The 26,597-nt window shown below is 36.9% G+C and carries 20 protein-coding genes; 16 read left to right on the forward strand and 4 right to left on the reverse strand.

Features of this window, described 5'->3' with window-relative positions; genetic code table 11:
• The first annotated feature begins 35 nt into the window (after positions 1-35).
• Entirely contained in the window at positions 36-794 is a 759-nt protein-coding gene (locus CXF85_RS22315) for an ABC transporter ATP-binding protein (RefSeq protein WP_101230849.1), read from the forward strand.
• Positions 788-3,271, forward strand: a complete 2,484-nt coding sequence (locus CXF85_RS22320) for an ABC transporter permease (RefSeq protein ID WP_101230850.1) — start codon at positions 788-790, stop codon at positions 3,269-3,271. The genes CXF85_RS22315 and CXF85_RS22320 overlap by 7 nt, the downstream gene beginning before the upstream one ends.
• Positions 3,272-3,358: 87 nt before the next feature.
• On the opposite strand, the gene CXF85_RS22325 is transcribed toward CXF85_RS22320, so the two are convergent.
• Positions 3,359-4,297: an alpha/beta hydrolase family protein gene (locus CXF85_RS22325; RefSeq protein ID WP_101230851.1), complete on the reverse strand. Its 939-nt coding sequence runs from the start codon at positions 4,295-4,297 to the stop codon at positions 3,359-3,361.
• Positions 4,298-4,878: 581 nt separating this feature from the next.
• Between CXF85_RS22325 and CXF85_RS22330 the strand changes: the two genes are divergently transcribed.
• From CXF85_RS22330 to CXF85_RS22340, 3 genes are all read left to right on the forward strand, one after another.
• Complete coding sequence (locus tag CXF85_RS22330) at positions 4,879-6,024, forward strand: type 1 glutamine amidotransferase domain-containing protein (protein ID WP_232771308.1); 1,146 nt, start codon at positions 4,879-4,881, stop codon at positions 6,022-6,024.
• 96 nt (positions 6,025-6,120) lie between these two features.
• Positions 6,121-6,831 (forward strand): response regulator transcription factor, encoded by a 711-nt coding sequence (locus tag CXF85_RS22335; RefSeq protein WP_101230852.1) that lies wholly within the window; start codon positions 6,121-6,123, stop codon positions 6,829-6,831.
• Positions 6,821-8,113, forward strand: a complete 1,293-nt coding sequence (locus tag CXF85_RS22340; protein WP_101230853.1) for a sensor histidine kinase — start codon at positions 6,821-6,823, stop codon at positions 8,111-8,113. The genes CXF85_RS22335 and CXF85_RS22340 overlap by 11 nt, the downstream gene beginning before the upstream one ends.
• Positions 8,114-8,140: 27 nt before the next feature.
• On the opposite strand, the gene CXF85_RS22345 is transcribed toward CXF85_RS22340, so the two are convergent.
• Complete coding sequence (locus tag CXF85_RS22345; protein ID WP_157829168.1) at positions 8,141-8,851, reverse strand: endonuclease/exonuclease/phosphatase family protein; 711 nt, start codon at positions 8,849-8,851, stop codon at positions 8,141-8,143.
• A 553-nt stretch (positions 8,852-9,404) separates the two neighbouring features.
• Here CXF85_RS22345 and CXF85_RS22350 point away from each other — a divergent pair.
• The 8 genes from CXF85_RS22350 (at position 9,405) to CXF85_RS22385 (ending at position 19,549) form a co-directional block, all read left to right on the forward strand.
• Positions 9,405-10,478: a glycosyltransferase family 4 protein gene (locus CXF85_RS22350; RefSeq protein ID WP_198555740.1), complete on the forward strand. Its 1,074-nt coding sequence runs from the start codon at positions 9,405-9,407 to the stop codon at positions 10,476-10,478.
• Positions 10,471-11,781, forward strand: a complete 1,311-nt coding sequence (locus tag CXF85_RS22355) for a lipopolysaccharide biosynthesis protein (protein WP_101230856.1) — start codon at positions 10,471-10,473, stop codon at positions 11,779-11,781. The genes CXF85_RS22350 and CXF85_RS22355 overlap by 8 nt, the downstream gene beginning before the upstream one ends.
• A 2-nt stretch (positions 11,782-11,783) precedes the next feature.
• Complete coding sequence (locus tag CXF85_RS22360; RefSeq protein ID WP_101230857.1) at positions 11,784-13,184, forward strand: O-antigen ligase family protein; 1,401 nt, start codon at positions 11,784-11,786, stop codon at positions 13,182-13,184.
• A gap of 22 nt (positions 13,185-13,206) precedes the next feature.
• A complete protein-coding gene (locus CXF85_RS22365) occupies positions 13,207-14,484 on the forward strand; it encodes a glycosyltransferase family 4 protein (RefSeq protein WP_101230858.1) in 1,278 nt (425 codons plus the stop codon).
• Positions 14,477-15,616 carry a glycosyltransferase family 4 protein gene (locus CXF85_RS22370; RefSeq protein ID WP_101230859.1) on the forward strand — a complete coding sequence of 380 codons (1,140 nt, stop codon included), beginning with the start codon at positions 14,477-14,479 and terminating at the stop codon, positions 15,614-15,616. Before CXF85_RS22365 ends, CXF85_RS22370 begins: the two co-directional genes overlap by 8 nt.
• A 150-nt stretch (positions 15,617-15,766) precedes the next feature.
• Positions 15,767-17,563: a glutamine--fructose-6-phosphate transaminase (isomerizing) gene (glmS, locus tag CXF85_RS22375; RefSeq protein WP_101230860.1), complete on the forward strand. Its 1,797-nt coding sequence runs from the start codon at positions 15,767-15,769 to the stop codon at positions 17,561-17,563.
• Positions 17,560-18,288, forward strand: a complete 729-nt coding sequence (locus CXF85_RS22380; RefSeq protein ID WP_101230861.1) for an acyltransferase — start codon at positions 17,560-17,562, stop codon at positions 18,286-18,288. Before glmS ends, CXF85_RS22380 begins: the two co-directional genes overlap by 4 nt.
• Positions 18,281-19,549, forward strand: a complete 1,269-nt coding sequence (locus CXF85_RS22385; protein WP_101230862.1) for a glycosyltransferase — start codon at positions 18,281-18,283, stop codon at positions 19,547-19,549. Before CXF85_RS22380 ends, CXF85_RS22385 begins: the two co-directional genes overlap by 8 nt.
• A gap of 66 nt (positions 19,550-19,615) precedes the next feature.
• Here the strand turns inward: CXF85_RS22385 and CXF85_RS22390 are convergent, their stop codons facing one another.
• Positions 19,616-21,085 carry a sigma-54-dependent transcriptional regulator gene (locus CXF85_RS22390; protein ID WP_101230863.1) on the reverse strand — a complete coding sequence of 490 codons (1,470 nt, stop codon included), beginning with the start codon at positions 21,083-21,085 and terminating at the stop codon, positions 19,616-19,618.
• A 181-nt stretch (positions 21,086-21,266) separates the two neighbouring features.
• On the opposite strand from CXF85_RS22390, the gene CXF85_RS22395 reads away from it, so the two are divergent.
• Complete coding sequence (locus CXF85_RS22395) at positions 21,267-22,562, forward strand: HD domain-containing phosphohydrolase (RefSeq protein ID WP_101230864.1); 1,296 nt, start codon at positions 21,267-21,269, stop codon at positions 22,560-22,562.
• Positions 22,563-22,630: 68 nt separating this feature from the next.
• Here CXF85_RS22395 and CXF85_RS22400 read toward each other — a convergent pair whose 3' ends face one another.
• The gene (locus CXF85_RS22400) at positions 22,631-22,927 is read right to left on the reverse strand and encodes a hypothetical protein (protein ID WP_101230865.1); all 297 of its coding nucleotides are present in this window, start codon (positions 22,925-22,927) and stop codon (positions 22,631-22,633) included.
• A 289-nt stretch (positions 22,928-23,216) separates the two neighbouring features.
• Between CXF85_RS22400 and CXF85_RS22405 the strand changes: the two genes are divergently transcribed.
• Both CXF85_RS22405 and CXF85_RS22410 read left to right on the forward strand, forming a co-directional pair.
• On the forward strand, positions 23,217-24,122 hold the full coding sequence (locus tag CXF85_RS22405) for a phosphate/phosphite/phosphonate ABC transporter substrate-binding protein (RefSeq protein WP_101230866.1): 906 nt from the start codon (positions 23,217-23,219) through the stop codon (positions 24,120-24,122).
• Positions 24,122-26,515 (forward strand): EAL domain-containing protein, encoded by a 2,394-nt coding sequence (locus CXF85_RS22410; protein ID WP_198555741.1) that lies wholly within the window; start codon positions 24,122-24,124, stop codon positions 26,513-26,515. The genes CXF85_RS22405 and CXF85_RS22410 overlap by 1 nt, the downstream gene beginning before the upstream one ends.
• Positions 26,516-26,597 lie beyond the last annotated feature (82 nt).

The following is a 26,597-nucleotide window of genomic DNA, read 5'->3' on the forward strand; positions in this document are numbered from 1 at the left end:
GATAGCATCACGAAATATTATTGTGGTGCAACTTTATGCCTTGTTCAATTGAATTAAAAAGCGTTTCTCAATCATTTGAAAACATTTCTTCTGCAAGTATTGCTTCTAAAGTTAATGCTTCAACTATTACGTTATTTGAAAATCTCGATTTATCAATACACCAAGGACAATCATATGCCATAACAGGCCCTTCCGGTGCCGGTAAATCGAGTTTACTTATGCTACTTTCTGGATTAGAAAAGCCAACATCAGGTCAAGGTACTTACCTTAACGACAAACAGATAAACGATAATCACAGTTCATCACTTGATAATTTACGTTCAGAAATCGGTTTTATTTTTCAACAATTTCATTTATTACCTGAGTTAACAGCGTTACACAATATTGCTTTACCTTTGAAATTACGTGGTGATAAACAGGCAATTAAAAAAGCTAAACACTGGCTAGAAAAAGTAGGATTGTCCGATAGAGCTAATCATAAACCCTCACAATTAAGTGGCGGAGAACAACAACGAGTTGCCATAGCGCGTGCGTTAGTCTTTTCACCTAAGTTTATATTTGCCGATGAGCCAACAGGTAATTTAGACCAACACAATGCCAATGAAATTGCTGATATTTTATTTGCCTGCTGCAAAGAGAACAACGCCGGTTTAATTATTGTGACTCACAGCAGTGACCTTGCGAGTAAAGCGCAGAATATCTATTGCCTTGCCAATGGCGAGTTGACTAAAACATCATCGACCAACTCAGTTAACAAACAACAAGATGAAGAAAAGCAGGTAGCATCATGTTAAAACATCAGCTACAACTAGCTTGGTATTATTTCCAACAAGAATATAGCCAACCTCATCAAAAATTATTGCGCTGGGTACAAGCCATTTTAATGATTTTTATTGTCACTTTAACCTTATCAAGTAATACCATTCAACATTACCTACAGGGTAACCTGCAGAACCTCTTGGGCGCTGATGCGGTGCTAACTCAAAAAAACAAGTTAACAACTAAACAACTAACCTTATTAGAAAACTTCAGTGACAAAGTGGTTAATACATCGCAGATTAATACCACACTGACATTTAATGGAAAATGGCAAAGTGCAAAATTAAAAGCAGTAGGAAATGATTACCCTTTACAAGGTCAATTACTCACGTCAACGTCGTTGCAAAGCCCAGCAATAGTCACAAATGGTGGTCCTTTAGCCGGTAATATATGGTTAGACAGTCGCTTATTAGCCAGTTTAACGCTATCAATTGGTGACGTTATCAAACTAGGTGAGCAAACATTTATCGTATCAAAGGTGTTAATTCACGAGCCTGATAGGTTGATGGAAGGACATAATGTTGCGATGCGAGCACTGGTTAATAAAAGTGATATGAAAAAGTTGGCTTTTCCAGCAGATCTTATTCAGCATCGTTACCTTATTTCAGCGTCAAAATCACAAGTGCAGCAACTTATTGATTGGCAACAAGAACAACTTCCCGCAGCTCACATTAACCATAAATTAGGTGCCCATCCGTTAGCTTTATTTTGGCAACGAACTGAAAACTTTTTAGGCTTAGCCTCCATTATTTTATTTTTTATGGCCGCTATCGCTATTGAACAAATAGCGCAAGTTCACTTAAAGAAAGAACAATACTTCTCAGCCATTTGTATGAGCTTAGGTGCGTCAAAAGCAACAGGCTTACAATTATCACTTTTCAAATGGCTAATTAACATAGTGGTACTAATACCTGTAGTCGCCCTTTTATCTGGCGTATTTCATTGGTTGGTCGTAAGTTGGTTATCTGAAACCTTTGCCGAAATAACGTGGCAATTAGAACTTTGGCTTACGGCTAAAACGATAGCAACAAGTGTATTACTTTTTGCGGTATTTCATTCACCCGTTTGGCTAACACTATGCCAAACATCAGTGTCTAAGTTGTTTCATCAAAATCATAAAAGTATGTCTTTAGGTTTAGTTAAACTATGTGCCCTACTCGTCCTTGTTTTGGTGGCCGTCAACTACTCTGATAATGGCTTATTAACCTTGATGTTGGTTAGCAGTATCTTAATAACCATCATACTAATTGTTGCGATTAGTTGGGTAGTGTTAACTTTGGGTGAAAAAACTACCCAACAATTTTCTGGCTTAGTTCCTTTTACCTTTTTTATGATGAAACAGCGCTTATTAAGTAAAAGCACTCAAATATTGGGCATTGGCTTAAGCACCTTTCTATTATTGTTTACACTGATGTTTTTAAAAGACTTAGGTAACACCATGGGAGCATATCAGAGAACACATGATGGTAATGTCATGGTTTCACAAGCGAGTCAGGTAGAAATGAATGCCATCAAAAAATGGTCTAAAGAATATGATATTAACCTGCGCCAAGCTAAACCTTACGTCTATGCCAAAGTAGTAAAAATTAATAACCAAGCACTCAATAAATTTACCACAAAACCCAGTGATAGCTTAGCGACGTTATCACACTCTATCCGCCTTCATTGGACACAAGATATTCCAAAGACTAACAGCTTGGTTCAAGGAACATGGTGGAAAAAAGACGCTGAAAAATGGCAGCAGATTTCACTTGAAGAAGAAGTGATGACTGATTTAGGTTTGGACCTTGGCGATACACTTACTTTTATTATTAATCAACAAAGTTATACCTTCACTATTACCGCAAGTCATGTTTATAAACCGGGATCGGGGTCAATTATATTCTGGGTACAAATGCCCCAAACGGCGATCCAACATATCAACGCGCCTCACTACAATATGGCAAGCTTAGAGCTTAATGATGACCAATGGCCACTGCTAGGTCAATTGTGGCAAAAGCACCCAACAATCCGCATGGTATCGCTACAAGAATTAACAAAGCAATTCGATGCTATCTTAGCAATGGTCACAAAAGTCATTAGTGGTTTTGCCGTGATGATTATTTTACTCGCCATTATTGTGATTTTGTCTTCAATCAATGCCCTTGAAGGTAAAGAAAAGAAAAAGAATAGCGTTATTATGAGCTTTGGTTTTTTAAAAAAAACCTGTCTACAGCTAAACATTATTGAATGGCTAATTACGGCATTAATCATCGCAATAGGCGCGATAGCCGGTACATACATTACTGGCATGTTAATTTATCAATCTCAGTTCTCACTGCCCTATCAACCTGATTTTTTGATTTTGTTCATTACCTTGACCATTATATTGAGCACAGTAACATTATTAGGTATTTACGCCAGCCGACATAGTTTAAAAAGTTCGGTGAAACAATTGATGGCCGATAACTAACCCCTTTATTACATTAATTATCTTCAAGTATGCTGTTGTAATTATTCATAACAGCATTTTTTAAGCTTTATTTAACCTGAACTCTGTTTAATAAACAGCTTTAGTAGTAGAAACTAACACCGGGTTTTCTTGTGATACAGCCCTAAGGTGCTCACTCATCCAGTTCAAAGAAGTAAACCATGAATTTAATGATTGTTCACTACGCTTGAAATTGAAGCCATGTGACCCATTGTTGATGACCATTAACTTTGACCGATCATTGCCGCTTAGTTGTAATGATTTTACAAATGTTTTTGAGTATTTTATCGGTGCAATTTGGTCGTCATCACCATGAATAACCAGCACTGAAGCTTGAATTTTATTGGTAAAATTTATAGCTGAATATTTACTGACAAGGTCAAGGTGTGTTGCATTTGTATGGTTAGTAGATTCATCTAAATATGATGATTTAATTTGATTCACGATGAATGATAAAATTAAATCATTTTCAAATGATTTAGCCCAGCCAACAAAGTCAGTCATTGGATAATAAACAACTACCGCTTTTATTAATGGATTACTCTCCGCTATTTTCAAGCTATGCGCACCGCCTAATGAAAAACCTAATAATCCAATATTGAGCTTATCAACCCAAGGGTTCTGTATTACTTGGTTCATAACAAAATCTATCTCATGCTTTTTTCGTAAAGGCATAGTAGATTCTGCCCATTCACCATCAATGAGTCTTTCATAATCAATAGCTACAGATAAGAATCCTTGATTAGCAAGATCAATGAGTACTCCCCTCATATCGTCGGCGTTTTGTAGCATTCCAGGATGTACAATAATAGTAGGCAGAGGGCCCTTAGCAATTGGTTTAGCCCACAATAGATTTACTTTTAATGCGCCCTTTGAAGCTGTTTGTTCCCAAACAGGAATCGTTCTGTCTGTTCCGTTGTTGTGCATACCAGGTAAACTGTTGCAGCCTAAAATACTTACCATTGAAGCACATAAGATCAAGCTTCTAATTAGTCTAAATATATTCATAAGATAACCTATTTATGAGTTATACAATCTTTATACGTAGACATATGAATTTAAGATCATTGCATTACACTTTAGCTGTTGTTAAGAAAAGTGACTTTAAGACATAACAAGGTACTCACCGTTAACTGTTGAGACTGCTTTCTTTAGCGCTAGCTTGACGAAACATGTTGGAAGATATCCTGTCGTGCTACAGACTTTGACTCTTCACAGGGTTTTATTACCGCACTTTCTTTAAAATACAAGCCAACTGCCACTAATGTAAGGCCAAGTTCTAACTTTACTTGACGTGTTTGAGTACTTTTTTGATGAATAAAACGTACAGCTAAATTTTCTTCGATCTTTATTTAGCTTCTACAGTTGAGAGTATTTATAGCTTCATATTTTAGTTTAATTCAAGCCGAATTTACGCGTCAATAGTTGGCCTATTGTAAGGGATTTTACCGATAAAGTAGGTTGAAAATCAGCTATAACAATATGTATTAAGCAGAGTTAAGGTTACTTATTGATAACTTAAAATATCCTTTCACATCCATTTCACAAACCCTCCAATAAACTAGCTTCATACTTTAGGAGAGAAACTTATGAAAACTATAAAAATTATGAACGTTATAAAAAATGTAAAACAATCAATTTTGGTTGCAGCCACCTTAATATTTGTCGTTACTCCAGTAACCGCCGCTGACATTAATAAAAAAGTATTAATGGTCGTCAGTGGTAATGGCCAAACGAGTGAACAAGGTGACGAAAAACCAGGTTATGAATTTGATGAGTTTTCAAAAGCGTACTCTGTTTTTAAAGAAAATGGCATTGCCGTTGATATCGCCAGCCCTCAAGGTGGTCAAGTTGAAGCCGATAACTACAACCCTGAAAAATCGTATAATGCTAAGGTATTAGTTGATGAAGCTATTATGGCCAAACTTAATAATACCCTCACTACTCGCTCAATAAATGCAAAAGATTATGATGCAGTTTTTGTTGTTGGTGGTAAAGGTGCGATGTTTGATTTACCTAAAGACACTGCCTTGCATAAAGTCATCGCTGAAATTTATCAACAACAAGGCGTTGTTGCAGCGGTTTGTCATGGTCCAGCGGCATTAGTTAATGTAAAACTAAAAGATGGTAGTTATTTAGTTGCCAATAAAGCGATAAACAGTTTTACTAACCAAGAAGAAAAATTGTTTGGTAAAAAGTGGATAAACGATTTTGACTTCATGCTTGAAGATAAATTGGTTGAACACGGTGCTAACTTTCAATCAAGCTCAATCATGTTAAGCCATGTAGCCATTGACGGACGTTTAATTACCGGTCAAAACCCTACTTCAACAGTCGATGTAGCAACAGCGTTAGTTAAGAGCTTAGGGTTAACGCCCGTTAACGCTGAAATTGAGATTGAAGATAAAACGATGGCAGTTGTAGCCAAATTTATAGCGGGTGATAAATCAGCGCTTGAAACGCTAGCTAATAATCAAGCGCAATATTATATGCCTTTAGTTGGAATGTATGGCTTCTACTTCCTAAAAATAGCCGATACGACACTTGATTTTGAACAATCATTAGCCTTGATGAAAGTGGCTCAAAAAGCCATTGATAGCCCCAATTTAGATATGAAAATAGCAGAAACCCAAACTAAATTAGGCCAAAAAGCTAATGCAAAAGTGACATTGAATCAGTTAATTACTGCAAAACCTGATTTCAAACCCGCGCAAGACATGTTAAAAACGTTGTAAGGTAATTTGTCCTTAACTAGTCAGTCCTTAACGGTAACTTTAAATAAAAAAGTTTAAACAAAGTAATCGTTAAGGCACTTTAATTTGAGAAGTTAAATGAATAATAAATCTTTATATATTCTAGTCGTTGAAGATCAGCAAAGTATCGCCCAAAATATTGCTAATTATATGGAAGATAAAGGTCACGTTCTAGATTTTGCTACACAAGGTGATCAAGGATTGGAGCTAGCGTTAACCAATCATTATGATTTAGTTATTCTCGATTTAAATTTACCAGTCATGGATGGCCTTGAAGTTTGTAAACAATTACGTGAACAAGCTAAACATCATGTGCCAATTATCATGTTAACGGCAAGAGACAGCATCGACGATAAAATATCGGGTTTTACCACAGGTGCCGATGATTATTTAACTAAACCATTTTCTTTAGCTGAACTAGAAGTTCGCTGCTTCGCTTTATCAAGACGCCATTTATTACAAACCAATGATACCTTAACATTTGATCAGTTAATCATTGATAGAAAAAGACAACAAGTAACCCGTGCTGGAAAAACCCTTGAGTTACATAGTATGGGCTACCGAATTCTTCTCATTTTAGCCCAAGAATATCCGCAAGTGGTTAGTCGCTCAAAGTTATCTCAAAAACTATGGGGCGACGAGCCAACAGAATCTGATGCCCTTAGATCTCACATATATCAATTACGAAATGTTTTAGATAAACCGTTTGATTATCCTATGATAAAAACCATGCATGGCATTGGGTTCTTATTACATGTAAAAAGCGATGTGAAAAATAATGAACAATAATAATAGTCAATTACACTCTCAAAACTCAAAAAAGTTTCACAGTTTAAGCAGAAAGATTGTCAGCCAATTCTGTTTATTTACCCTACTAATATCTGCAGTGTGGGGCATGTTTTGCTTCATCTTAATGTACACCCTTGAAGATGAATTTATTGAACGTGAAGTCAGGCAAGAAGCACAATATTTACAACAAGGTTATGATCAAAACAAAGCGTGGCCAGCCTCTCGTGTCAACTATATGAAATTATATTTCTCAAAAAACACCCTACCTGAAGATATCAAACAACTGTCTATTACCGAGCCTGAAAGAAAAGAATTTTCCGGGGAAAACGGCCGGCACTATCATTTATTAGCACTACCAAAAGCAGAAAACACTTATCTTGTAGCTGAAGTCAGTGAAATGTTATTAGTTCGACCTATCACCGAAGCGGTATTAAAAGTAATGCTTATTGCTGGCTTAATATTAGTATTACTTGCCTTTGTTATCGCGTGGCAGCTAGGCAGAAAGACCGCTTTACCATTAAAGCAACTCGCCGATTTAGTGAATGGCGTTGCCCCTGAAAACATACCTGATAAGTTTGCACAGCAGTTTCCCAATAATGAAATAGGTATTTTAGCGCAAACTTTAGAAAGTGCCATGACTAGAATAAACCAGAGTCTACTCAGAGAAAAATGCTTTACTCGTGACGTGAGCCATGAACTAAGGACACCTGTTGCCATCATTAAAAATGCGGTAGAGGTATATCGTGTTCAACATTCAACAGATGAAAATAACCCCGTTATCGATCGTATATCCCAAGCAAGTACTCAAATGGAGCAGACCGTTACCACATTGCTTACCCTCGCAAGGGAGGAGCATACCGAGGCAGACAAAAAGCACATGAAAATACTGCCATTAATTGAACAATCTATTATTGACCAGCATCACCTCATCAATAACAAACCGATAGAAGTAGAGGTGAATGATAATTGTGACGTAGCCGTCTATGCGCAATCAGGTATGTTAACCGTATTACTAGACAATTTAATTGGCAATGCTTTTCAATATACGCAAGAGGGAAAGGTCACTATTGAGATGCGAGATAAAACACTTATTGTTGCTGATACCGGTCCTGGCATTGAACCAAGCATTTCAGATAAAATAACTGACCCCGCAGTTAAAGGTAGCCAAAGTACCGGTTATGGTTTTGGCTTATCGATTGTAAAACGTTTATGTGAACATCAAGGTTGGTTATTAACATTTTCAAGTGAGCAAGGCACCAAGATTTCTATTACCTTTGCATAATCGTTAAGTGGGCCGTGTTAATTAACATTAGCGGTTAAAATCAACCTCAGTTTTAACCGCATAATGATCTGACCAGCTAAATTTGTTAATGCGTTGTCTTGAACAAATATTGGCTGGCTTTGAAACCCAGAAATGATCAATGGCAAACCCCATAAACGGTAACACGTAACCTTTATTCGGCCATGAATTGACAAATTTTGTATTCATATCATCTCTTAATATATTTATTCTACCTGAATGTTTTGAAAGATTTAAATCCCCTATAACCAGTGACTTTTTCACTAACGAATCAGACAACGATGAGTTTTTAAGTGCATGTTTTAATTGGTACAATGTTTTGTTTCTGGTTTGCCAAAGCTGTTCATTACGTGGTGAAGGCGGATGTAACGTATGCAGATTTATTACACTAAAAGGTAACTGCCATTGACTGGATATTAAAAAAGAACTGCCGCCCCTTTGATGATATTTAATCCGAGTAAAAGCATATTGACTAAATAGCAGTTGATCACTCACAACGTACTGATTATCACTTTCTCCACGGATAAAATAAGGGAAATAAGGGCTTAACTTTTCGATAATCTGTTGCTTTGATTGCTGGCTGACGCCTTGTAAGGTAATTAAATGATATTGCCCTGCAATAAGGTGTTCTATCAATTCGTTGAGTTCACTTTCCTCTTCCGTATATTTTATGTTGAATTGAAAAAAAGTAACTGGGTCTGTGCATACTTTCTGATTCAAGCTAGCACTGTTATTAACACTGGCTAAATTGTTTAACAAAGCAGCCACAAGGAAGTTAATAAAAAAGTAAATTACGCAATGAAAGGATGAGATAAAGTGAATGAATATCAGCATCAAAATACTGTAAATAAGTACTATAACAAAGGATGTTGAAACCGCATTTTCGAGCCACCACGGCGAGTGAATTTGCCTTAGTAACAGCCAAATAAGGCTTGGCATTAATACCAAAATAAACATGAGTATTAACGGTATGAAGTGTCTTATTTCCATCGTTTTACCACTCCAGCAGAATAACAATGTCTCTTATCCTTAAATCTTAGCTCAAATATTATAACCCCGTTCAGGTTATTGAATTATCCATAATGCTAAACAGTGCTAATTTGCTTTGCAAAATCCCAGCACTTTGTGCAATTTGCGAATAATAAGCTATCTCCTTGAAAAAAAGTCGCTCTAGCCCGTATTAATGGCTTTTGTAAACTGGTCTATTTTATGCAACTTCAAGTGGAACGGGTATACAACGTTCAAAGATAACTTAATTCAAGATAGGTTTACTATGACAACTAAAAATATAAACATAGCACTACTGCTTGATAGCAAAGATTATGGCGGGATAGAAACTCATGTTGCTAACCTTGCCAAAGGACTTCATTCTTCGGGTCATACGGTACAAATAATTTTGTTAAACAACTTTGGCGAGCATCCCGTTTTTGAATCCGATGAATTCCTTAGTTCAATCCTATTAAAACTAGACGGTAACCTTGCCGCACTCTATAACGTATTAAAAAAATCTACTATTGACCTTGTTCACACCCATGGTTATAAAGCGGGGATTATTGGCCGGATCAGCTGTAAATTAACGAACACAGCCGTGGTTTCGACCTTTCACTCTGGTGAAAAAGGCAATATAAAGATGCAGTTATATGGCTGGGTTGACCGTATGACGGCCTATTCATTTCACTGTATTTGTGTATCAGAACAAATAAAAAAATCTGCTAATTTAACTGCTGAGGTAATTCAAAATTTTGTTGAATTACCAAGTAAATCACCTCGTAACTTACCTAACAAATCACCTTCCATATCCATTAAACAAACAGCACCAGCAACACAAATCGCTTTTGTTGGCCGTTTAAGTTACGAAAAGGGTCCTGATGTATTTATTCGTCTAGCTAAGCAATTACCCGAGTACGATTTTTCAATATACGGCAGTGGCCCTATGTTAGAAGAGATCAGCACTGCTGTGACGAGTAACGTGACATTGGAAGGCCAGGTAAAGTCAATGGATCCACACTGGTCAAAAATAAGTTTGTTATGCATTACCAGTAGAGAAGAAGGCTTACCACTTGTTGCTATTGAAGCCCTTGTACGAGGAATACCTGTTGTTAGCTTTGATATTGGCGGCATCGCCTCTGTGGTAATAAACAAACTAAATGGTTGGTTAATAGCGCCATATAATGAAACAGCCTTTTTAAAGTCAATCAAACAAGGACAAATGTTAACAAACGACCAACGAAGAAAAATGTCCTCATTTTCCTATTCTCATATTAAGAAAAACTTCTCCACCAACGCGGTTGTTCCTCAAATTTTTGATGTTTACAGCAAAGCCTTAATAGGAGGCTCTCATGCTTAATAATCGATATAAAAACCTCTTAAACCAATCGGCACTTTATGGCCTCAGTATTTTTCTAATGAAAGGTATTTCTTTAGTGATGCTGCCTATTTATACCAGCTACTTAATGCCATCAGACTACGGACGCTTGGAAGTGCTAGTAGTATTTTCTAATATTGTTTCTATCGTTTTAGGCTTTGGTTTAGTCGAGGCATTATATCGATTTGTCGGGTTAGCCGATGGTATTGAAAAGAAACAACGTCATGCCGCTGAATGCTTATTAGTCGCCGGCGTAATAGCCCTTATTTCTTATGCTATTTTCCATTTCTATTCTAAAGCGTTATTGCCTTTTTTACCGGGAGATATCACAGAGAACGAGCTTTATTTACTTGGCGTAGCATTGTCTGTTGGTGGCCTAATTAATATTCCATTAGCTTGGTTACGGATTACTGAACGAGCCGGATTATTCTTCACCATTTCGATGCTAAAAGTAGTGCTGCAAGTTTCTCTCACTTTTTACTGGTTGATCAAGGGTTGGGGAATCACCAGTATTTTAGCTGCAGGCGCTGTGTCATCAGTCATTGTTGCGATAATTTTATGTATTATTCAGTTAAAAGAAACACACATTAGTTTTTCTTTTAAGCATATCAAAAGCATCGTCATTTATGCAGGTCCCATATTTATTGGTGGTGCGGCGACATTTACTTTATCAGGCATGGACCGGTGGTTACTCGCTGATCATTTTGGTGCTACTCAAATTGCTGCCTATGCTATCGCAATCAAATTCGCCTTAGTCCCTACCCTACTTATTCAACCTTTCACCTTATGGTGGTTTCCTAAACGGTTTTCTGTGCTGAAAGAACATGATGGTAAAAGCATTAATGCACACTTTGCTGTGGTTGGCGCCATCATCTCAGTGCTTATCTGCGGAGGTTTAGGCTTACTAGGACCGGTACTCATTCATCATTTAACACCTGTCGCTTACCATGGAGCAATTAGTATTTTACCCTGGTTATTGCTGTGCACCTTATTAAAGATGTTGTCTGACCTATTAAACTTGGGTTGTTTTGTAGAAAAAAGCTCGAAAGTGCAAATGAATATTAATTTAGTCGCCAGTGCCATAGGTGGGTTATTACTAATACTGTTGGTACCGCTATTTAGAATCGATGGTGCACTCATCGCGCTTATCGTTGCCGGTATTACCCGTATGGGGCTTTTCTATTATTTCAGTCAAAAAAAGGTCTACCTGCCGTATAAATTTGGTTATTTATATCCAGCAATTAGCGCCGCTGTTGTCGCCACCTGGTTTGGGCAAGTGAGCTAAACATGACTTATTCTCCTTTAGCAATGACAAGTATGGTGCTGATACTAATGCTAACGACATTAGCGTTATTCTTTTTCCCTCACCCCTTAATACTCATTGTTATAGGATTGATTCCCTTTGCGCTTTGGGGAATGGTTAGTTTCTCATTCTATATTGTCTTAGCATTCGTCGTTTTTTCTTTTTTCCGCATCCATGAAGTCTTTCCGTTTCTAGAGCCGTTAAAATTACCTTTGTTATTAGCGTTGGCCTCAATATTTGTCATTTTTTTACGCGCGACCATTAGTAAAAACCTTAACCCATATTGGTGTCCACAATTTACCTACTTATTCCTGTTTTTTATTTTGGTAACTATTGCGATACCTTTTGCTAGTAATGTCGCCGTAGCGATAAAGTCTTGGTCAGGAACGTATAGCAAAATTATATTAATGACTTTTATTATCGCTTGGATGATGCGTAAAGAAATCCACTTTATTACCGCAAGTAGAGTCTTTATCTTTGCTGGTGCTTGTGTTGGTTTGGTTGCCTTGTATAACAAGTTCAACAATATTGGATTAGTTGAAGGCACTCGCGTCACTATAGGTCGAAGCATAGGTTCTTTACTTGGCGATCCCAATGATTTAGCGCTGGTACTTTTGTATCCAATGGCCTTCGCTATAGCCACTTTTCTAGAAAAATCGCTTTCTAAGTTCGAACGACTTTTTAGCTTTACTACTTTTTGTATTTTACTTTATGCGATATTGGCCACTCAAAGCCGAGGCGGCTTATTAGGATTCTTAGCGGTAATCAGCCTATTTGCCTATAACCGTATACGCTCTAAAGTTTTACTATTTTCAGGTGGTGCAATTTCTGTAATGATTTTATTTATCGTTGCAGGCATTAGTGAACGTTCTTCCGGAGGCGCTGCAGAAGCAGGCATAGACGAATCAGCAATGGGCCGATTATATGCATGGGAAGCCGCATGGAATATGGCACTAGACAACCCCATATTAGGTGTTGGCATTAGTAATTTTTATTACAATTATTTTTACTATAGCCCTCACTGGGATGGGTTAAATCATGCTGTTCATTCTACTTGGTTTGGTGTGTTGGCTGAATCTGGTTTCGTTGGCCTTACCTTATTCGTTTCTTTAATTGTCAGCACTTTACTGATGTCTTTAAAAATGTTGAAGACAGTCAACGATGAATGCCATACCCCAGGCATACGTGTCGCGCTTAATGCTGCCCCAGCCGGTATTATTGGTTTTATTGTTTCTGGCACCTTTTTAACCCAAGGTTTTATTTGGGCAATCTATTTACAAGTCGCTTTGGTTATCGCGTTAAACCGTTATTTAACCTCTAAAAATAACCAACTAAAAAAATCCAATCCAATTCAAGCAACGACTCAAGACGAACAAAAACTATAGCCAGTAAATAGGAGTAGTGAATATGTCTGAATATATCGCACAAGATAAAGAAGTTAAGCCGAAGGTTTTATATGTTCACTACGGTGATAACTGGATCAGAGGCAGTGAAATTGTTTTATTAGACTTACTCAAATCGGCTAAAGAAAATAATTACGATCCACTGCTGTGGTGCAATAGTGATGCTTTAGCTACAAAAGCGACTGATTTGGGCATTGAAGTTATTCAAGATAACTTTGTTTGTTTGGGCTACTGGACCTTGCCTAAATGGGATTTTTTACAGTTTTTCAAATTACTCCTAAAAGCTAAGAAAATAATAAAAATGCATAACGTTTCCCTAGTGCATTGCAACAATGGTGCCCCCTGCCAATGGATGGTACCCATTTGTAAATTTACCGGGACAGCGCTATTACTGCATTTACATGCGCGTTATATGTTTAGAGACAGATTAACTTTATTGTTTCATGGCGCGGATAGCATCATAGGTGTCAGCCAATCAGTCACTAAGATATTTAAACAAAATGAGTTTAGCCATCAGAACGTAGATGTCATCTATAATGGTATTGATCCAAATAGGGTACTTTGCCCTACTCCTATAGATATTAGAGAAGAGCTTTCAGCAAAAAGTACTGATTTTGTTATCTTGTATATTGGCTCATTAATCCCTAGAAAATCAGTGCATCAATTACTGTATGCCGTCGATAATTTAAAGCAAGGTTATCAAATAAAACTTGCTATAGTCGGCTCTGGTAGTGAAGAAGCTAAATTAACCCATTTGGTTAATCAGCTTAATTTACATAACAAGGTTAAATTTTTTTCAGCTTGCGATAAAGTCGCTGAAATGTATTCAAGCAATGCAGATTGTTTTATTTCAGTGCCTTCGGAAGAAGTTTTTGGTCTTACGCTGGCCGAAGCAAGCATTGCTAACCTTCCTGTCATCACCAGTAATATTCCAGGTATTGATGAAATATATACCGATAAAAAACACGCCCTATTAGTACCACCGAATAATACCGATGAACTCGTTGTTGCAATAAAGTCGTTAATTGACCGGCCACAGTTGAGAAAGAGTCTTGCTGAAAATGCAGAAAAACACATAGTAAAAACATTCTCTTTAGAGCAACAGTTGATTGCTTTTGATAATGCTTATCAAACCTTGTTAAAGCGTAAAACTAAACACGGTTTAACGAAAATGTTGTTATTACACGCTAAAACCTTATTTACTGCATTTATCACTAAAGCGTTAACGAGCGGTTATAAGCACTTGGGTTTCAAGTTTTCATCGGGGAAAAGTCATGATTAATCGTGTATTGATTTATGATCCCGTGCCTTTTAAAGGTGGATCTAAAAAAGTAATGAAAACAATTGTCGCTGAATTACCCCGCAATATTGAGGTCTGGGTTATTTCAAACGACAGAGCCTCATGGAGTGACAATGGCGACGATTGTGATAATAGGAATATTCACTTCGTACCGTTGTTTTCCCCTCGTTACTTGCAAAATAAAACCACCGGAATACTTTACTTTATTAAGCACTTTATCTATTTATTGTCGTTGATAGCCAATATGATGAAACTGAAAAGATTTAGCAAAATAATTGGTTTTTCTGGTCCCAACGTAGATTTTTCTTTATACCTACTTACTGAGCTAATAAATATAGATATTATTCAACTTATTCAAGGAGATATAGCTCACTCTAACGTTGCCGGTTTTGGTTTAGCAAGGGCAAAAAAGGTCTTTTACTTACCCTCTACCCTTGCCTCTATTTTACATGCACTAAAATCCTATCCTAGTAACCGCTTTCATAATCAGAACATGGCGGACGATAAGTACATGCCTTTTGTTAATGGCATTGACTGCACAACCATAAAAGTAAAAAAGACAGAGGATAAACCTAAGGATAAAATCGGCTTTTTATGGGCTGCCTCTTTATTAAAATGGAAGCGTATAGAGTTGTTTATCAGCGCTATGGCTGAGCTAAATGGCACTTCTAGAGACGTAGATAAATATTTTGCTAGTGTTTGTTATATTGAGCCACAAACTGATGCCTATGTTGATATAAATAGCTTTGATAAAGTCGAAAATATTCACTGGTATGCGGATCCTAAAAATTTAAATGATATCAGAGCCAACTCATCTGTGTTTATTTCTACTTCAGAAGATGAGCCTTTTGGCTTGTCAATTTTAGAAGCAATGGCTGCAGGACTCGCCATTGTTATTCCCGCTGATAATGCTTATTGGGATCAACATCTAACGCACGGTTTCGATTGTGTAAAATATGATCCTAATAACATGGATAGTTTAGTTCAAGCATTAACTCGATTAATGGAAGAGCCAGTTTTCTTACAGAAAATTTCTCAACAAGGTAAAAATTCTGCACAACAATATTGCCATCTTCAATCCTACTCTCAGATTCTCAAATGTATTCCTAATTAGCAAAATATCACATTGCAAAATGCAAAGAAAACACAACCTGATGCGTAAATTATTGATTATAATACTAAAACATTATGGCTCAATAACTGCAACAGTAATAACAATAAACTCACAATGTAAATAAACTAATAATATTAAGAGGTACTTGTTATGTGTGGAATTATTGGAGCAGTAGCAGAATCAGCAATAAATCCTGTATTAGAAGGTTTGGGTAGACTTGAGTATCGCGGTTATGATTCTTCAGGTATTTCAATATTATCAAATAACGAAATTCAAACGATAAAAGCTCAGGGTAAACTTAACAATCTAAAACAACGATTGTCAATGCAACCATTAGAGGGGGACTGTTGCATAGGTCATACCCGATGGGCAACACACGGTAAAGCCAATGTCACTAACGCTCATCCTCATCAATGTGGTCAAGTTTCTGTTGTACACAATGGCATTATTGAAAACTACTTGCAGTTAAAGCAGCAACTAATGCAATGGGGCCATCACTTTAATAGCTCAACGGATAGTGAAGTTATCCCGCATTTAATCAATCACTACTTGGCTCAGCAAATGTCGCAGGAAGAAGCCATTGAACAAACGATCAATCAATTAAAAGGCAGCTATGCCCTTGGTGTGTTAATCAATGGCGCTAGCAAAAACCTCTATGCAATTAAGCAAGGCAGTCCCTTAGTGATATCACAAGGTAATAACGGTGCTTATATGGCTTCAGATGCTATGGCATTAGGCCCTGATAGCGGCAAGATTTATTACCCTAAAGATAATGAACTAATAAAGTTAAATACCAATGAAATAAAATTATGTAGTGGTTCACTCAATAAAAAAATTCATTATATTAATAACAAACACTGCACAAAGGTAATATCAAAAGGAGATCATAGCTCTTTTATGGAAAAAGAAATTTTTGAGCAAGTAGATCTCCTTAAAAGATTATCAGTTAATAATCACACCGGCGAATATTCAACAATAGATTTCATAAACTTAAATAAGATCACTATTATAGCTTGCGGCACCTCATATTATGCTGCCTCTGTTGCAAAAACTTGGTTTGAAAAGTACGCCAATATCTTAGTTGAAATAGATATCGCCTCAGAATATCGTTATCGTTCACCTATCATTATCGACAATGAGTTGGTTATTTTTGTCTCTCAATCTGGTGAAACCGCAGATACGTTAGCAGCCTTACGTTATGCAAAAAGTAAACAATCTCAAACACTCGCTTTGGTCAACGTTGCGAACAGTACCATAGCGCGAGAAGCGAATTTCACCTTTGAAATTTTCGCTGGCCCAGAAATTGGGGTTGCTTCAACCAAAGCATTTACCTGTCAGTTAGCAATATTTTATAAGATGGCTATCGAGGCCGCAAAACAAAGAGCCTTTATCGACGATGTTGAAGTTAAGCAGTTAGCGCTTAACTTTGTGCAATTGCCTTATATCATGGAGAAAGTTTTACAACGCTGTACTGATATGAAAAAAATGGCGAGAAAGCTATCTCACTATTCAAATGCGCTATTTCTTGGTCGGGGTTCACTTACCGCTATCGCACAAGAAGGTGCATTAAAATTGAAAGAAATTAGTTACATTCATGCTGAAGCCTATGCTGCTGGTGAGTTAAAACATGGGCCTATCGCCTTGCTTGATGAACACATGCCGGTACTGGTTATTGCACCTAAAAATGCGTTAACAGATAAATTACTTTCAAATATTCAAGAGGTACAAGCAAGAAATGCCCCGCTGCTTATCATTGGTGATAGTAGTATTAGAGAGCAAATCAACTTACAAGAAGATGAGTTCTTTGAACTGCCAGAAATACCAGAATCAATACTGCCGATAATCAGTGTTATCCCCATGCAATTACTGGCTTTATATACGGCTCAAATGTTAGGGAAAAATGTTGATCAACCTCGAAATTTAGCTAAATCGGTTACAGTAGAATGAATACCTTTAATGTACATCACGCCAAGCAGTGGGCTAAAACAAGTGATAGCTTTTTAGCCCAGCTGATAAAAACACTATGGTTTAAAATTAAAGCCTTAGAGATGCCGAATATCCCTGTTGTATTTAAGCTACTTTATTTAGTTCATGTGGTTTTAAAACAAACGATTTCTGATGTGCTGCGCATTCTTTATTACACGCCCTTACTTAAATCTAGAATAAAGAATAATCCTAAAGGTTTGTATTTATATGGTGGCTTGCCTGTAGTAATTGGCAGTTTAGATATTATTATGGGGGATAAAGTCAGACTAGCTGCGATGACAACAATCAGTGGACGTGCTGTTGGAGATAACATTCCGCAGTTAATTATTGGTGATAATGTTGGCATTGGTTGGCGTACCTCAATATCTGTGGGTAATACCATTATCCTTGGTAATAATGTACGCATTGCGGGTGATTGTTATTTAGCCGGTTATCCTGGACATCCTATTAATGCCAAGTTACGCGCTTTAGGTAAACCAGATGAAAATTCACAAGTCGGTGACATTATTTTGGATGACGACGTTTGGCTAGCTACAGGGGTAAAAGTAATGCCTGGGGTAACCATTGGTCGTGGCACCATCGTCGCAGCAGGAAGTGTAGTCACCAAAGACTTACCCTGTTTTGTACTCGCTGCTGGCGTACCAGCAAGGGTTATTAAGTCAATCGAGGAGGATAATCATGACTAACATGAAAAGTAATTCAAAACCTTCAAAGGTGTCACTACCATCAATTAAAAATAGACCTCTCATCGTTTTTGGCGAAGACTGGGGAGCGCACCCTAGCTCAACTCAGCATATAGTGAAAGTTCTCGGTCATACAAGACCGGTTATTTGGCTTAATTCAATTGGACTAAGAAAGCCAAAGCTAACACCACATGACTTCAAACGACTTTTTAACAAAGTTAAGTCTTTCCTTGTTAATCAGTCCACTAACAATGAAAAAGGCCATGATGCGGAAGAAGTCACTAATATTGACACCAACAGTCACTTCCTCATCATAAACCCGTTAGTTATGCCATGCGCTGATAGTTGGTTTTCTTTAAAACTGAGTAAAGTTATTTTAAAATGGCAGCTCAACTTAGCATGTAAAAAACTTGCGATAAAAGATCCTATTATTTGGTCATCTTTACCTACCGCCGTTGATTATTTAGAACTCTTTGATAATGCCCCTTGCGTTTATTATTGCGGAGATGACTTTAATAGCCTTGCAGGTGTTGATCACCAATTTGTATCAGACAAAGAAGCGTTGTTAGTTGAAAAATCTAACTATATTTTTACCGCCAGTGAAAAAATGTTAGCTAAATTCCCGCGTGATAAAGCAGTGAATATTCCCCATGGTGTCAATTTTTCACTCTTTAGTAAGCAGGTAATGCATACACCAGATGATTTACCACAAGGTAAACCTATCGCTGGTTTTTACGGTAGTATTTCGGCTTGGTTAGATCAAAATTTATTAGTGAAAACCATTAAAGCATTGCCGCATTGGCATTTTGTTTTTATCGGTAAAGTTGACTGTAATGTGGATAAACTACAACAATTTTCCAATGTCTATTTTTTAGGGACTAGACCACATAATGACTTACCTAAATACATACAGAACTGGAATGTGGCAATGTTACCCTTTGTAAATAACAAACAAATACAAATGTGTAACCCGCTAAAATTAAGAGAGTATTTAGCTAGTGGTACGCCGATAGTCACCACAGATTTCAATGCATTAAAGGGCTATCGAAAACACCTGCAAATTGCTAGTGATGTCACCCCTTTTCATCAGGCGATACTGCTAGCAAATGCCGAAATAACACCCGCTGTTAATTTTGATAAACTTGAAAATATAAGTGACTTACTCGCCATTACAGACATAAAAACAACAAGAAAATCATCAGTCATTAATGAATCATGGGAAAGTAGAGCAATGGATGTTCAACGCTACTTAATGATGTGTTAATAAGCGAAAGCATGTATATCCTTTAACAATCATTAGCCATTTTAGGCGCACTATAATAGTCGTGTACTACCAACTAAGTTTTTTTCGATACAGTGTCGATGGACTTACTTCAAGTAATGCCGCTGCTTGAGGAATATTTCCTTGGCAATAATTTATCGCATTTTCAATGGCGGTTTTCTCCGTCAACCATAACGGTATTATTTCAGTTTGATTATTGGCGGGTATCGCAGTTGACGTTTTTTCAATGGTGGTATCAGACCGTTTTTCCGACTGAATTGCAGGTCTTGTTACCCTACCCGATACCGGTAAAATATTATCAGATAAACCAACCGTGCTCGATAAAGCCTTGATAATCATCTCACTGGTAAGCTTCTCGCCGGTATTTAATATTACCATGCCGTGAATAATGTTTTCTAGCTGCCTAATGTTGCCTGGCCAATCGTATTGGCAAATAATTTGAAGACAGCCCTTTGAAAATCGGATAAATGATTTATTTTCAATCTTACTGTATTTTTTAAGAAAGTAACGGGCAATTAATACAATATCTCCACCGCGATCTCTTAATGGTGGTAAACAAAAGGTAATAACGTTTAGGCGATAATAAAGATCCTCTCGAAAATCACCATCTAACACCGCTTGTCTTATCGAATTTGAAGACGCTGAAATAAGTTGCGCATGAAATTTTTCTAATTTATTCGTGCCCAGCGGGGTAAACTCACGTTCTTGAACGACCCGCAGTAACTTAGCTTGAAGTGTTTTTGATAAGGTCGTTATTTCATCTAAAAATAACATGCCGGATTTAGCTGCTGCAAATAGTCCTTCCTGCGAAGCAGTAGCCCCAGTAAATGCACCTTTTGTATGGCCAAATAACTGCGACTCCATTAAGTGCTCGGTAAAGTTAGCGCAGTTAACGGCTATAAAAGGCTGGTCTTGCTGATAACTTTCTTTGTGACATGCTTTAGCCACTAACTCTTTACCGGTACCTGTTTCACCCGTTATAAAAATAGGCGCATTCGTTGTCGCCGCATGACGAATACTCACAAATAGTTCTTTCATCGCCTCATCAGCTGCGACAATGCCATGAAAATTTATCGGCTCATTGATAAAGTCTTTTTCGGCGACTTCCGTACTTTTCAATGGGGTATTATCTAATGCCTTAGTAACAATGAACTTTAACTCTTTATTATTCCACGGCTTGCATATAAACCTGTCGACTGTACCTGAATTAAAGGCTTTCGATATTTTGTCAAAATCTTGATGCGCTGACAAAATAATGCGTTGAGATTGCGGCCATAGTGCTTTAATTTCATGTAAAAAGGCACACCCTTCTATTTCTGGCATCTGTTGGTCAGAGATAACAATTTCGGGTTGGTTGTGTTGACAATAATCCAATGCCGCAAGCGCAGAACTAAAGCTTTGAATGTTTATAGGTAGTCCACGTAAAACCCTTTCCAAGGCCGTAAGGATCTCTGGTTCATCATCAACCAACACCAGTAGCGGTAAACATGTATCTTGGGTTTCGTTAGCTATATTCATATGAATTACTTGTCTTTGCACTTGGTATGTTTAAGTCTAGGACAATTTTCGCATTTTGCTAAAAATCATTTGCAATATAAGAATATTGTTAATAACTAAATAATTTTTAAAGAAAATCTTCTATTCTGGCGTGAAAGTATTATATTAGAGTTATAAATTGGTAAAACCTAAGGATGACGAAATGAGCAAACCGGCTTTACTGGTTATTGATGATGAAAAGGAAGTTCTAAACGCACTAAATAGAGCCTTAAGAAAAGAATTTGAATTATTCCTTTTTTCTGATCCCATTGCTGCGCTTGAATTTTATCGAGATAAGCCAACGCCGTTAGTCTTGTCTGATATGAGAATGCCTACGATGGATGGTGCGACTTTATTAGGCCATATTAGTGAAATTAACCCTAGCTCGAAGCGATTCTTATTAACTGGCCATGCCGATATAAATCTAACGGTTGCCGCCGTGAATGAAGGGAAAATTAGTCACTACTTTGCCAAACCATGGGATAACGTAGAGCTTATTGCCGAATTGAAAGATGCTTTTACCGTCTATTTATCTGAATTAAGTACCAAGAAATTACTCAGAGTGAATAAAGAAAAAAATGCCAAACTCTCTTTAATCAATAGCTCTATGGAGCTCGAAATTAATAAGAGTAAAAAGAAACTTGATTTAATCTCCACAAAAGAAGCAAAAAGCTTTGCCCGTTTAAAGAAAACTTTTAATACCTTTGTTGGCATATATGCCAACAGTATTGCGTTGCATAATGAGGAATACAGCCAGCACAATTATAGAATTGCCTCACATGCTCGTTACATCGCCGAGTTACAAGGTTGCGATAAATTAACCAGTTATCAAGTATACATCGCTGGTTTATTATATGAGGCAGGAAAAATAGCATTACCGCAAAAGCTGCTTAGAGGCCCTTATGACCAACTTAATCATCAAGAACAATCACTCTTTGATAGTTTTTACCAAACAGGTGCTGATTTATTAAGTGATGTCGATGAACTTTCTTTTGTTGTTGAAATAATTAAGCATATCCCTGAGCGCTATGATGGCTCAGGACTACCTGAACATTTAAATGCTGACGACATACCTCTTGGCTCTCGTATTCTCGCGCTTGTAACTCATTTTGATAATCTAGTGATCGGTAGACAACAATTAGTGCCAGTATCAGTAACGGAAGCAAAAGAAAGGTTGGCTAAAATGGCAGGAAGCCGCTTTGACCCTAAGTTGCTATCAATATATCTTGATATGCTATCAGCAGTTCCTGAGAGCAATGCAGCGAGTAACCTAGAATTTCCAATAGATTTAATGCAATTATGCGAGGGCTTAATATTAACGCAAGACATTGTAAACAGCTCATCAAGTGTATTGTTAACAAAAGGCACTGTCATTGAGCAAAGTCATATAGATAAGTTAATAGAGATCAGTGGTGAACGGGACGAACAGTTCTCGGTATTTATTCAAAATCGAGTGTAAACCTTACCCGCAGCTTGCTTTATGAATACTGTGCAAGCTGACGGTAAGATACACATTCTTATTCAAAGTTATTCAGCGGCTTCTGCTGCTGCCGCTTTTTTCATATTCGCTTTAATTTCCTTAATATCACAATTATCCAACAACAAAAGTACATCCGCTATAGAGCTACGTAGTTCAGTACTCTCTTTAAGTGCTTTTTTATTTTGCATATGCGACACCGATTCTCGGTTCATCACGGTATTAAGTAATTTCTTCAATCCCGCTTCATCATCAATATCTAATGGTGTTAGAGGATTCGGGGCTACTTCATTATAAGCATTATAGATAAGCGTTAACGCTTCTTGAGATTCTTTTAATCTTTCCATATTTTTATTCTTATTAAATTAAAGTGTTATTTTAGATTACATCAATAAAAGACTTTGTCTATAAGATATTAAATTATATTGAGATAACAGTAGAAACTGAATACAGTTTGAATCTTCCAAATAAAGGGGAAACTGACAATTCATGCCTTAATAAATTTATCTAACTTGACAACACTCTATCATCAGCCAAATATTTGTCTAAATAAGTGTGGGATATTCATTAGTAGTTATACTCAACAGTAACGTTTAAAAAAAACCTAATATACTTAAATACAAGTTGATTTTTTATATGAAAAAACAAAACTTTATATTTACTTTTATCATTATTTTAATATCCGCTTGTGAGCGACAGCCTACTGAAAAAAACCTGCAATACAGTACCTCACCTACTGAGAGTGAAATAGTAACCTATCGGTTAGCTATACATCCCTTACACAACCCCCAGAAGCTGTTCGAATCTTATCAGCCACTCGTTGACTATATTAATCAAGAAATCCCCACTATTTACATAGAACTTGAAGCATCTCGAGACTATCCAACCTTTGAAAATAAATTTCGCGCTCGCGAGCCTGATTTGTTATTACCTAATCCATGGCAAACATTGCAAGCAATGGATAATGGTTACCATGTTATCGCTATGGCTGGAGATGCTAAAGATTTTAAAGGTATATTCATTATTCGAAAGGATAATACACTTAAGAAACCTTCAGAATTGAAGGGAAAGCGGGTCAGTTATCCTGCTCGTACCGCACTTGCTGCGGCTATTATGCCGCAATTCTTTTTACATAATAATGGTATTGATACCAACAATGATATTGATAATATTTATGTTGGGTCGCAAGAATCATCGATAATGAATGTTTATCTAGGTAATGTTACTGTCGGTGCAACTTGGCCACCACCATGGCGGTTATTTCAAAAAGACCATCCAGAACAAGCTAAGCAGCTCAAAGTAATTTGGCAAACGCCCCCCCTGATCAATAACTCAGTAATGGTACGTGATGATTTTCCTGATGCTATTAGTAAACAAATACAGCATTTAATTGTTAATTTAACAAAGTCAGCACAAGGTAAGGTCATTCTAACTGGCATGGAAACAGCTCAATTCACTCTGGCTAAAGATGAAAGCTATAATGTTGTTCGCAGGTACATAAAACGCTTTGAAAAGAAGGTGCGACTCGTGGAAGGTAATTAATGTTTAAAACACTGCAACAATTAATGTTAGGAACATTACGTCGTCAAATGATTGTTGGAATGACAATAATCGTGACACTAATGATGGGACTATTTGTCTGGAATACGACGCAGCGTCAACAAACAGTAAAGATTGAGCAATATAAAGACCAAGCTATTGCCATTGCTGATAGTTTAGCGACTTCGTCTGCTATTTGGGTCGCTTCGCGAGATTTTAGTGGCCTTCAAGAAATAGTTAACGGTGTATCGCATTACCCCAATTTAAGTCATGCCATGGTCTTAGGTTTACGTGGTCAAATTCAAGCGCATACTGATCCAAGTAAAGTTGGCTTATACATTAATAATCTTCCCCAAGATAACAATAATCAACTTATACAATTTTCAACTGATAGCATTGATGTTACAAAGGCCATAAGACTAACTGAACGTAAAATTGGTTGGGTTATTATCGGTTTAGATAGGAAACTTTATATTGACGAAATTACGGAAATAAAAATAAAGAGTGTTTATTATGCACTCACATCCATCTTTTTTGGTGTTTTTATAACCACTTTAGCTAGTCGTTATTTAACCCGTCGCCTATATGTTATTCAAAAGGTAGCAGATGAAGTTCAAGAAGGAGCTCACCACCTACGTGTAAACATGCAAGGAACGGATGAAGCAGCGTTACTCGCCAAACAGTTTGATAGTATGCTCGACAGCCTAGCGCTAAGGGAAGCGCAATTATCGTCATTTTATTCACTTGATTTAGTTGGCTTAACCATTACATCGCCAGAAAAAGGTTGGATTAGTATAAACGCTTGTTTATGCACTATGTTGGAGTATTCAGAACAAGAACTGCAAAAAATGACTTGGGTTGATTTAACTCACCCTGAGGATTTAGAAGCTGATGTTGAACAGTTCACCAAATTACTAGCCAATGAAAGTGATGGTTACAGCTTGGAAAAACGTTTTATTAGTCGAACAGGTAAAGTGATCGACACTATGTTGGTGGTACGTTGTGTTCGTAAAGACGATGGCAGTGTTGATTATTTGGTCGCAATGGTACAAGACATCAGTCAACAAAAAGCCGATGCTATCCAAATAGAGCAACTCGCTTACTTTGATCCCTTAACTGAATTACCGAACCGACGATTATTGCATGACAGGTTAAACCAAGCATTAGTTTTTAGTGATCGTAATCTGCACTATGGTGCCTTGTTATTTCTTGATTTGGACAATTTCAAGACACTGAATGACACTTTAGGTCATGACATTGGTGATATGTTATTACAACAAGTTGCCAAACGATTAATTTCGATCACCCGTGAGGGTGATACGGTGACTCGCTTTGGTGGTGATGAATTTGTCATTCTATTAGAAAACTTACATAAGAATGCCGTTATTGCAGCAGCAGAGACTAAGACTATTGGAAATAAAATTTTGGCGACGATCAACCAGCCTTATAATATTGCAGGTCATACTTATATTAGTAGTACTTGTATTGGCGCCTCATTATTTCTAGGACATCAAACAACCCCTGATGAATTACTAAAACAAGCCGACATATCTATGTACCAGGCAAAAAAGGCAGGCCGAAATGTTTTTTGCTTTTTTGATCCTCAAATGCAGAGCACTATTACCAATAGAGTAGCACTTGAACGTGATTTACTCTACGCACTAAAACATCAACAATTCCAACTATACTATCAAGTACAAGTAGATAGCTCAAACAGACCTTTAGGTGCAGAGGCTCTGATCCGTTGGATTCATCCTGAACGTGGAATAGTGCCACCTTTTAACTTTATTCCATTAGCAGAAGATACTGGCATTATCATCGAAATAGGTAAATGGGTGATCGAAAGTGCTTGTATTCAACTTAAGCTTTGGCAGAAAAACAGTAACACTGCCGTGTTATCACTATCAATTAATGTTAGTGCAAAACAATTCCATCAAGCTGACTTTGTTAAAACAATTATAAAAATGATCGATGTCCATGATATTAATCCATCACTGCTTAAAATCGAGTTAACCGAAAGCTTGTTATTGATAAATATAGAAGAAATTATAAATAAAATGAATTCATTAGCTGAAATGGGTATTCAATTTTCATTAGATGATTTTGGTACCGGTTATTCATCATTACAATACCTCAAGAAATTGCCTTTATATCAACTTAAAATTGATCAGTCATTTGTGCGTGATCTTGGTATAGATAGTAACGATAAGATTATTGTTAAGACAATAATCTCGATGGCACATAGCTTAGGGTTAAATGTGATAGCAGAGGGTGTAGAGAATGAAGAACAGCAACAATACTTAATAAGCCAAGGATGTATTAATTTTCAAGGTTATCTCTTCAGTAAACCCGTGCCAATTAAAGAATTTGAACGCTTAATCGAAAATGATATCTAGCTATAATAATGTTAAAACCTTAACTGCCCGTGCTTTGTAATAAATAATAAATTTAAAAACAAAAAACCGCAACTTAAGCAAG

The sequence above is a fragment of the Colwellia sp. 75C3 genome (assembly GCF_002836255.1).
Taxonomy (GTDB): domain Bacteria; phylum Pseudomonadota; class Gammaproteobacteria; order Enterobacterales; family Alteromonadaceae; genus Colwellia.

Excerpts from the sequence above, each read along its gene's own strand:
- CXF85_RS22315 (WP_101230849.1), top strand. The coding sequence starts at position 36 with ATGCCTTGTTCAATTGAATTAAAAAGCGTTTCTCAATCATTTGAAAAC.
- CXF85_RS22320 (WP_101230850.1), top strand. The coding sequence starts at position 788 with ATGTTAAAACATCAGCTACAACTAGCTTGGTATTATTTCCAACAAGAA.
- CXF85_RS22325 (WP_101230851.1), bottom strand. The coding sequence starts at position 4,297 with ATGAATATATTTAGACTAATTAGAAGCTTGATCTTATGTGCTTCAATG.
- CXF85_RS22330 (WP_232771308.1), top strand. The coding sequence starts at position 4,879 with ATGAAAACTATAAAAATTATGAACGTTATAAAAAATGTAAAACAATCA.
- CXF85_RS22335 (WP_101230852.1), top strand. The coding sequence starts at position 6,121 with ATGAATAATAAATCTTTATATATTCTAGTCGTTGAAGATCAGCAAAGT.
- CXF85_RS22340 (WP_101230853.1), top strand. The coding sequence starts at position 6,821 with ATGAACAATAATAATAGTCAATTACACTCTCAAAACTCAAAAAAGTTT.
- CXF85_RS22350 (WP_198555740.1), top strand. The coding sequence starts at position 9,405 with ATGACAACTAAAAATATAAACATAGCACTACTGCTTGATAGCAAAGAT.
- CXF85_RS22355 (WP_101230856.1), top strand. The coding sequence starts at position 10,471 with ATGCTTAATAATCGATATAAAAACCTCTTAAACCAATCGGCACTTTAT.
- CXF85_RS22360 (WP_101230857.1), top strand. The coding sequence starts at position 11,784 with ATGACTTATTCTCCTTTAGCAATGACAAGTATGGTGCTGATACTAATG.
- CXF85_RS22365 (WP_101230858.1), top strand. The coding sequence starts at position 13,207 with ATGTCTGAATATATCGCACAAGATAAAGAAGTTAAGCCGAAGGTTTTA.
- CXF85_RS22370 (WP_101230859.1), top strand. The coding sequence starts at position 14,477 with ATGATTAATCGTGTATTGATTTATGATCCCGTGCCTTTTAAAGGTGGA.
- glmS (WP_101230860.1), top strand. The coding sequence starts at position 15,767 with ATGTGTGGAATTATTGGAGCAGTAGCAGAATCAGCAATAAATCCTGTA.
- CXF85_RS22380 (WP_101230861.1), top strand. The coding sequence starts at position 17,560 with ATGAATACCTTTAATGTACATCACGCCAAGCAGTGGGCTAAAACAAGT.
- CXF85_RS22385 (WP_101230862.1), top strand. The coding sequence starts at position 18,281 with ATGACTAACATGAAAAGTAATTCAAAACCTTCAAAGGTGTCACTACCA.
- CXF85_RS22390 (WP_101230863.1), bottom strand. The coding sequence starts at position 21,085 with ATGAATATAGCTAACGAAACCCAAGATACATGTTTACCGCTACTGGTG.
- CXF85_RS22395 (WP_101230864.1), top strand. The coding sequence starts at position 21,267 with ATGAGCAAACCGGCTTTACTGGTTATTGATGATGAAAAGGAAGTTCTA.
- CXF85_RS22400 (WP_101230865.1), bottom strand. The coding sequence starts at position 22,927 with ATGGAAAGATTAAAAGAATCTCAAGAAGCGTTAACGCTTATCTATAAT.
- CXF85_RS22405 (WP_101230866.1), top strand. The coding sequence starts at position 23,217 with ATGAAAAAACAAAACTTTATATTTACTTTTATCATTATTTTAATATCC.
- CXF85_RS22410 (WP_198555741.1), top strand. The coding sequence starts at position 24,122 with ATGTTTAAAACACTGCAACAATTAATGTTAGGAACATTACGTCGTCAA.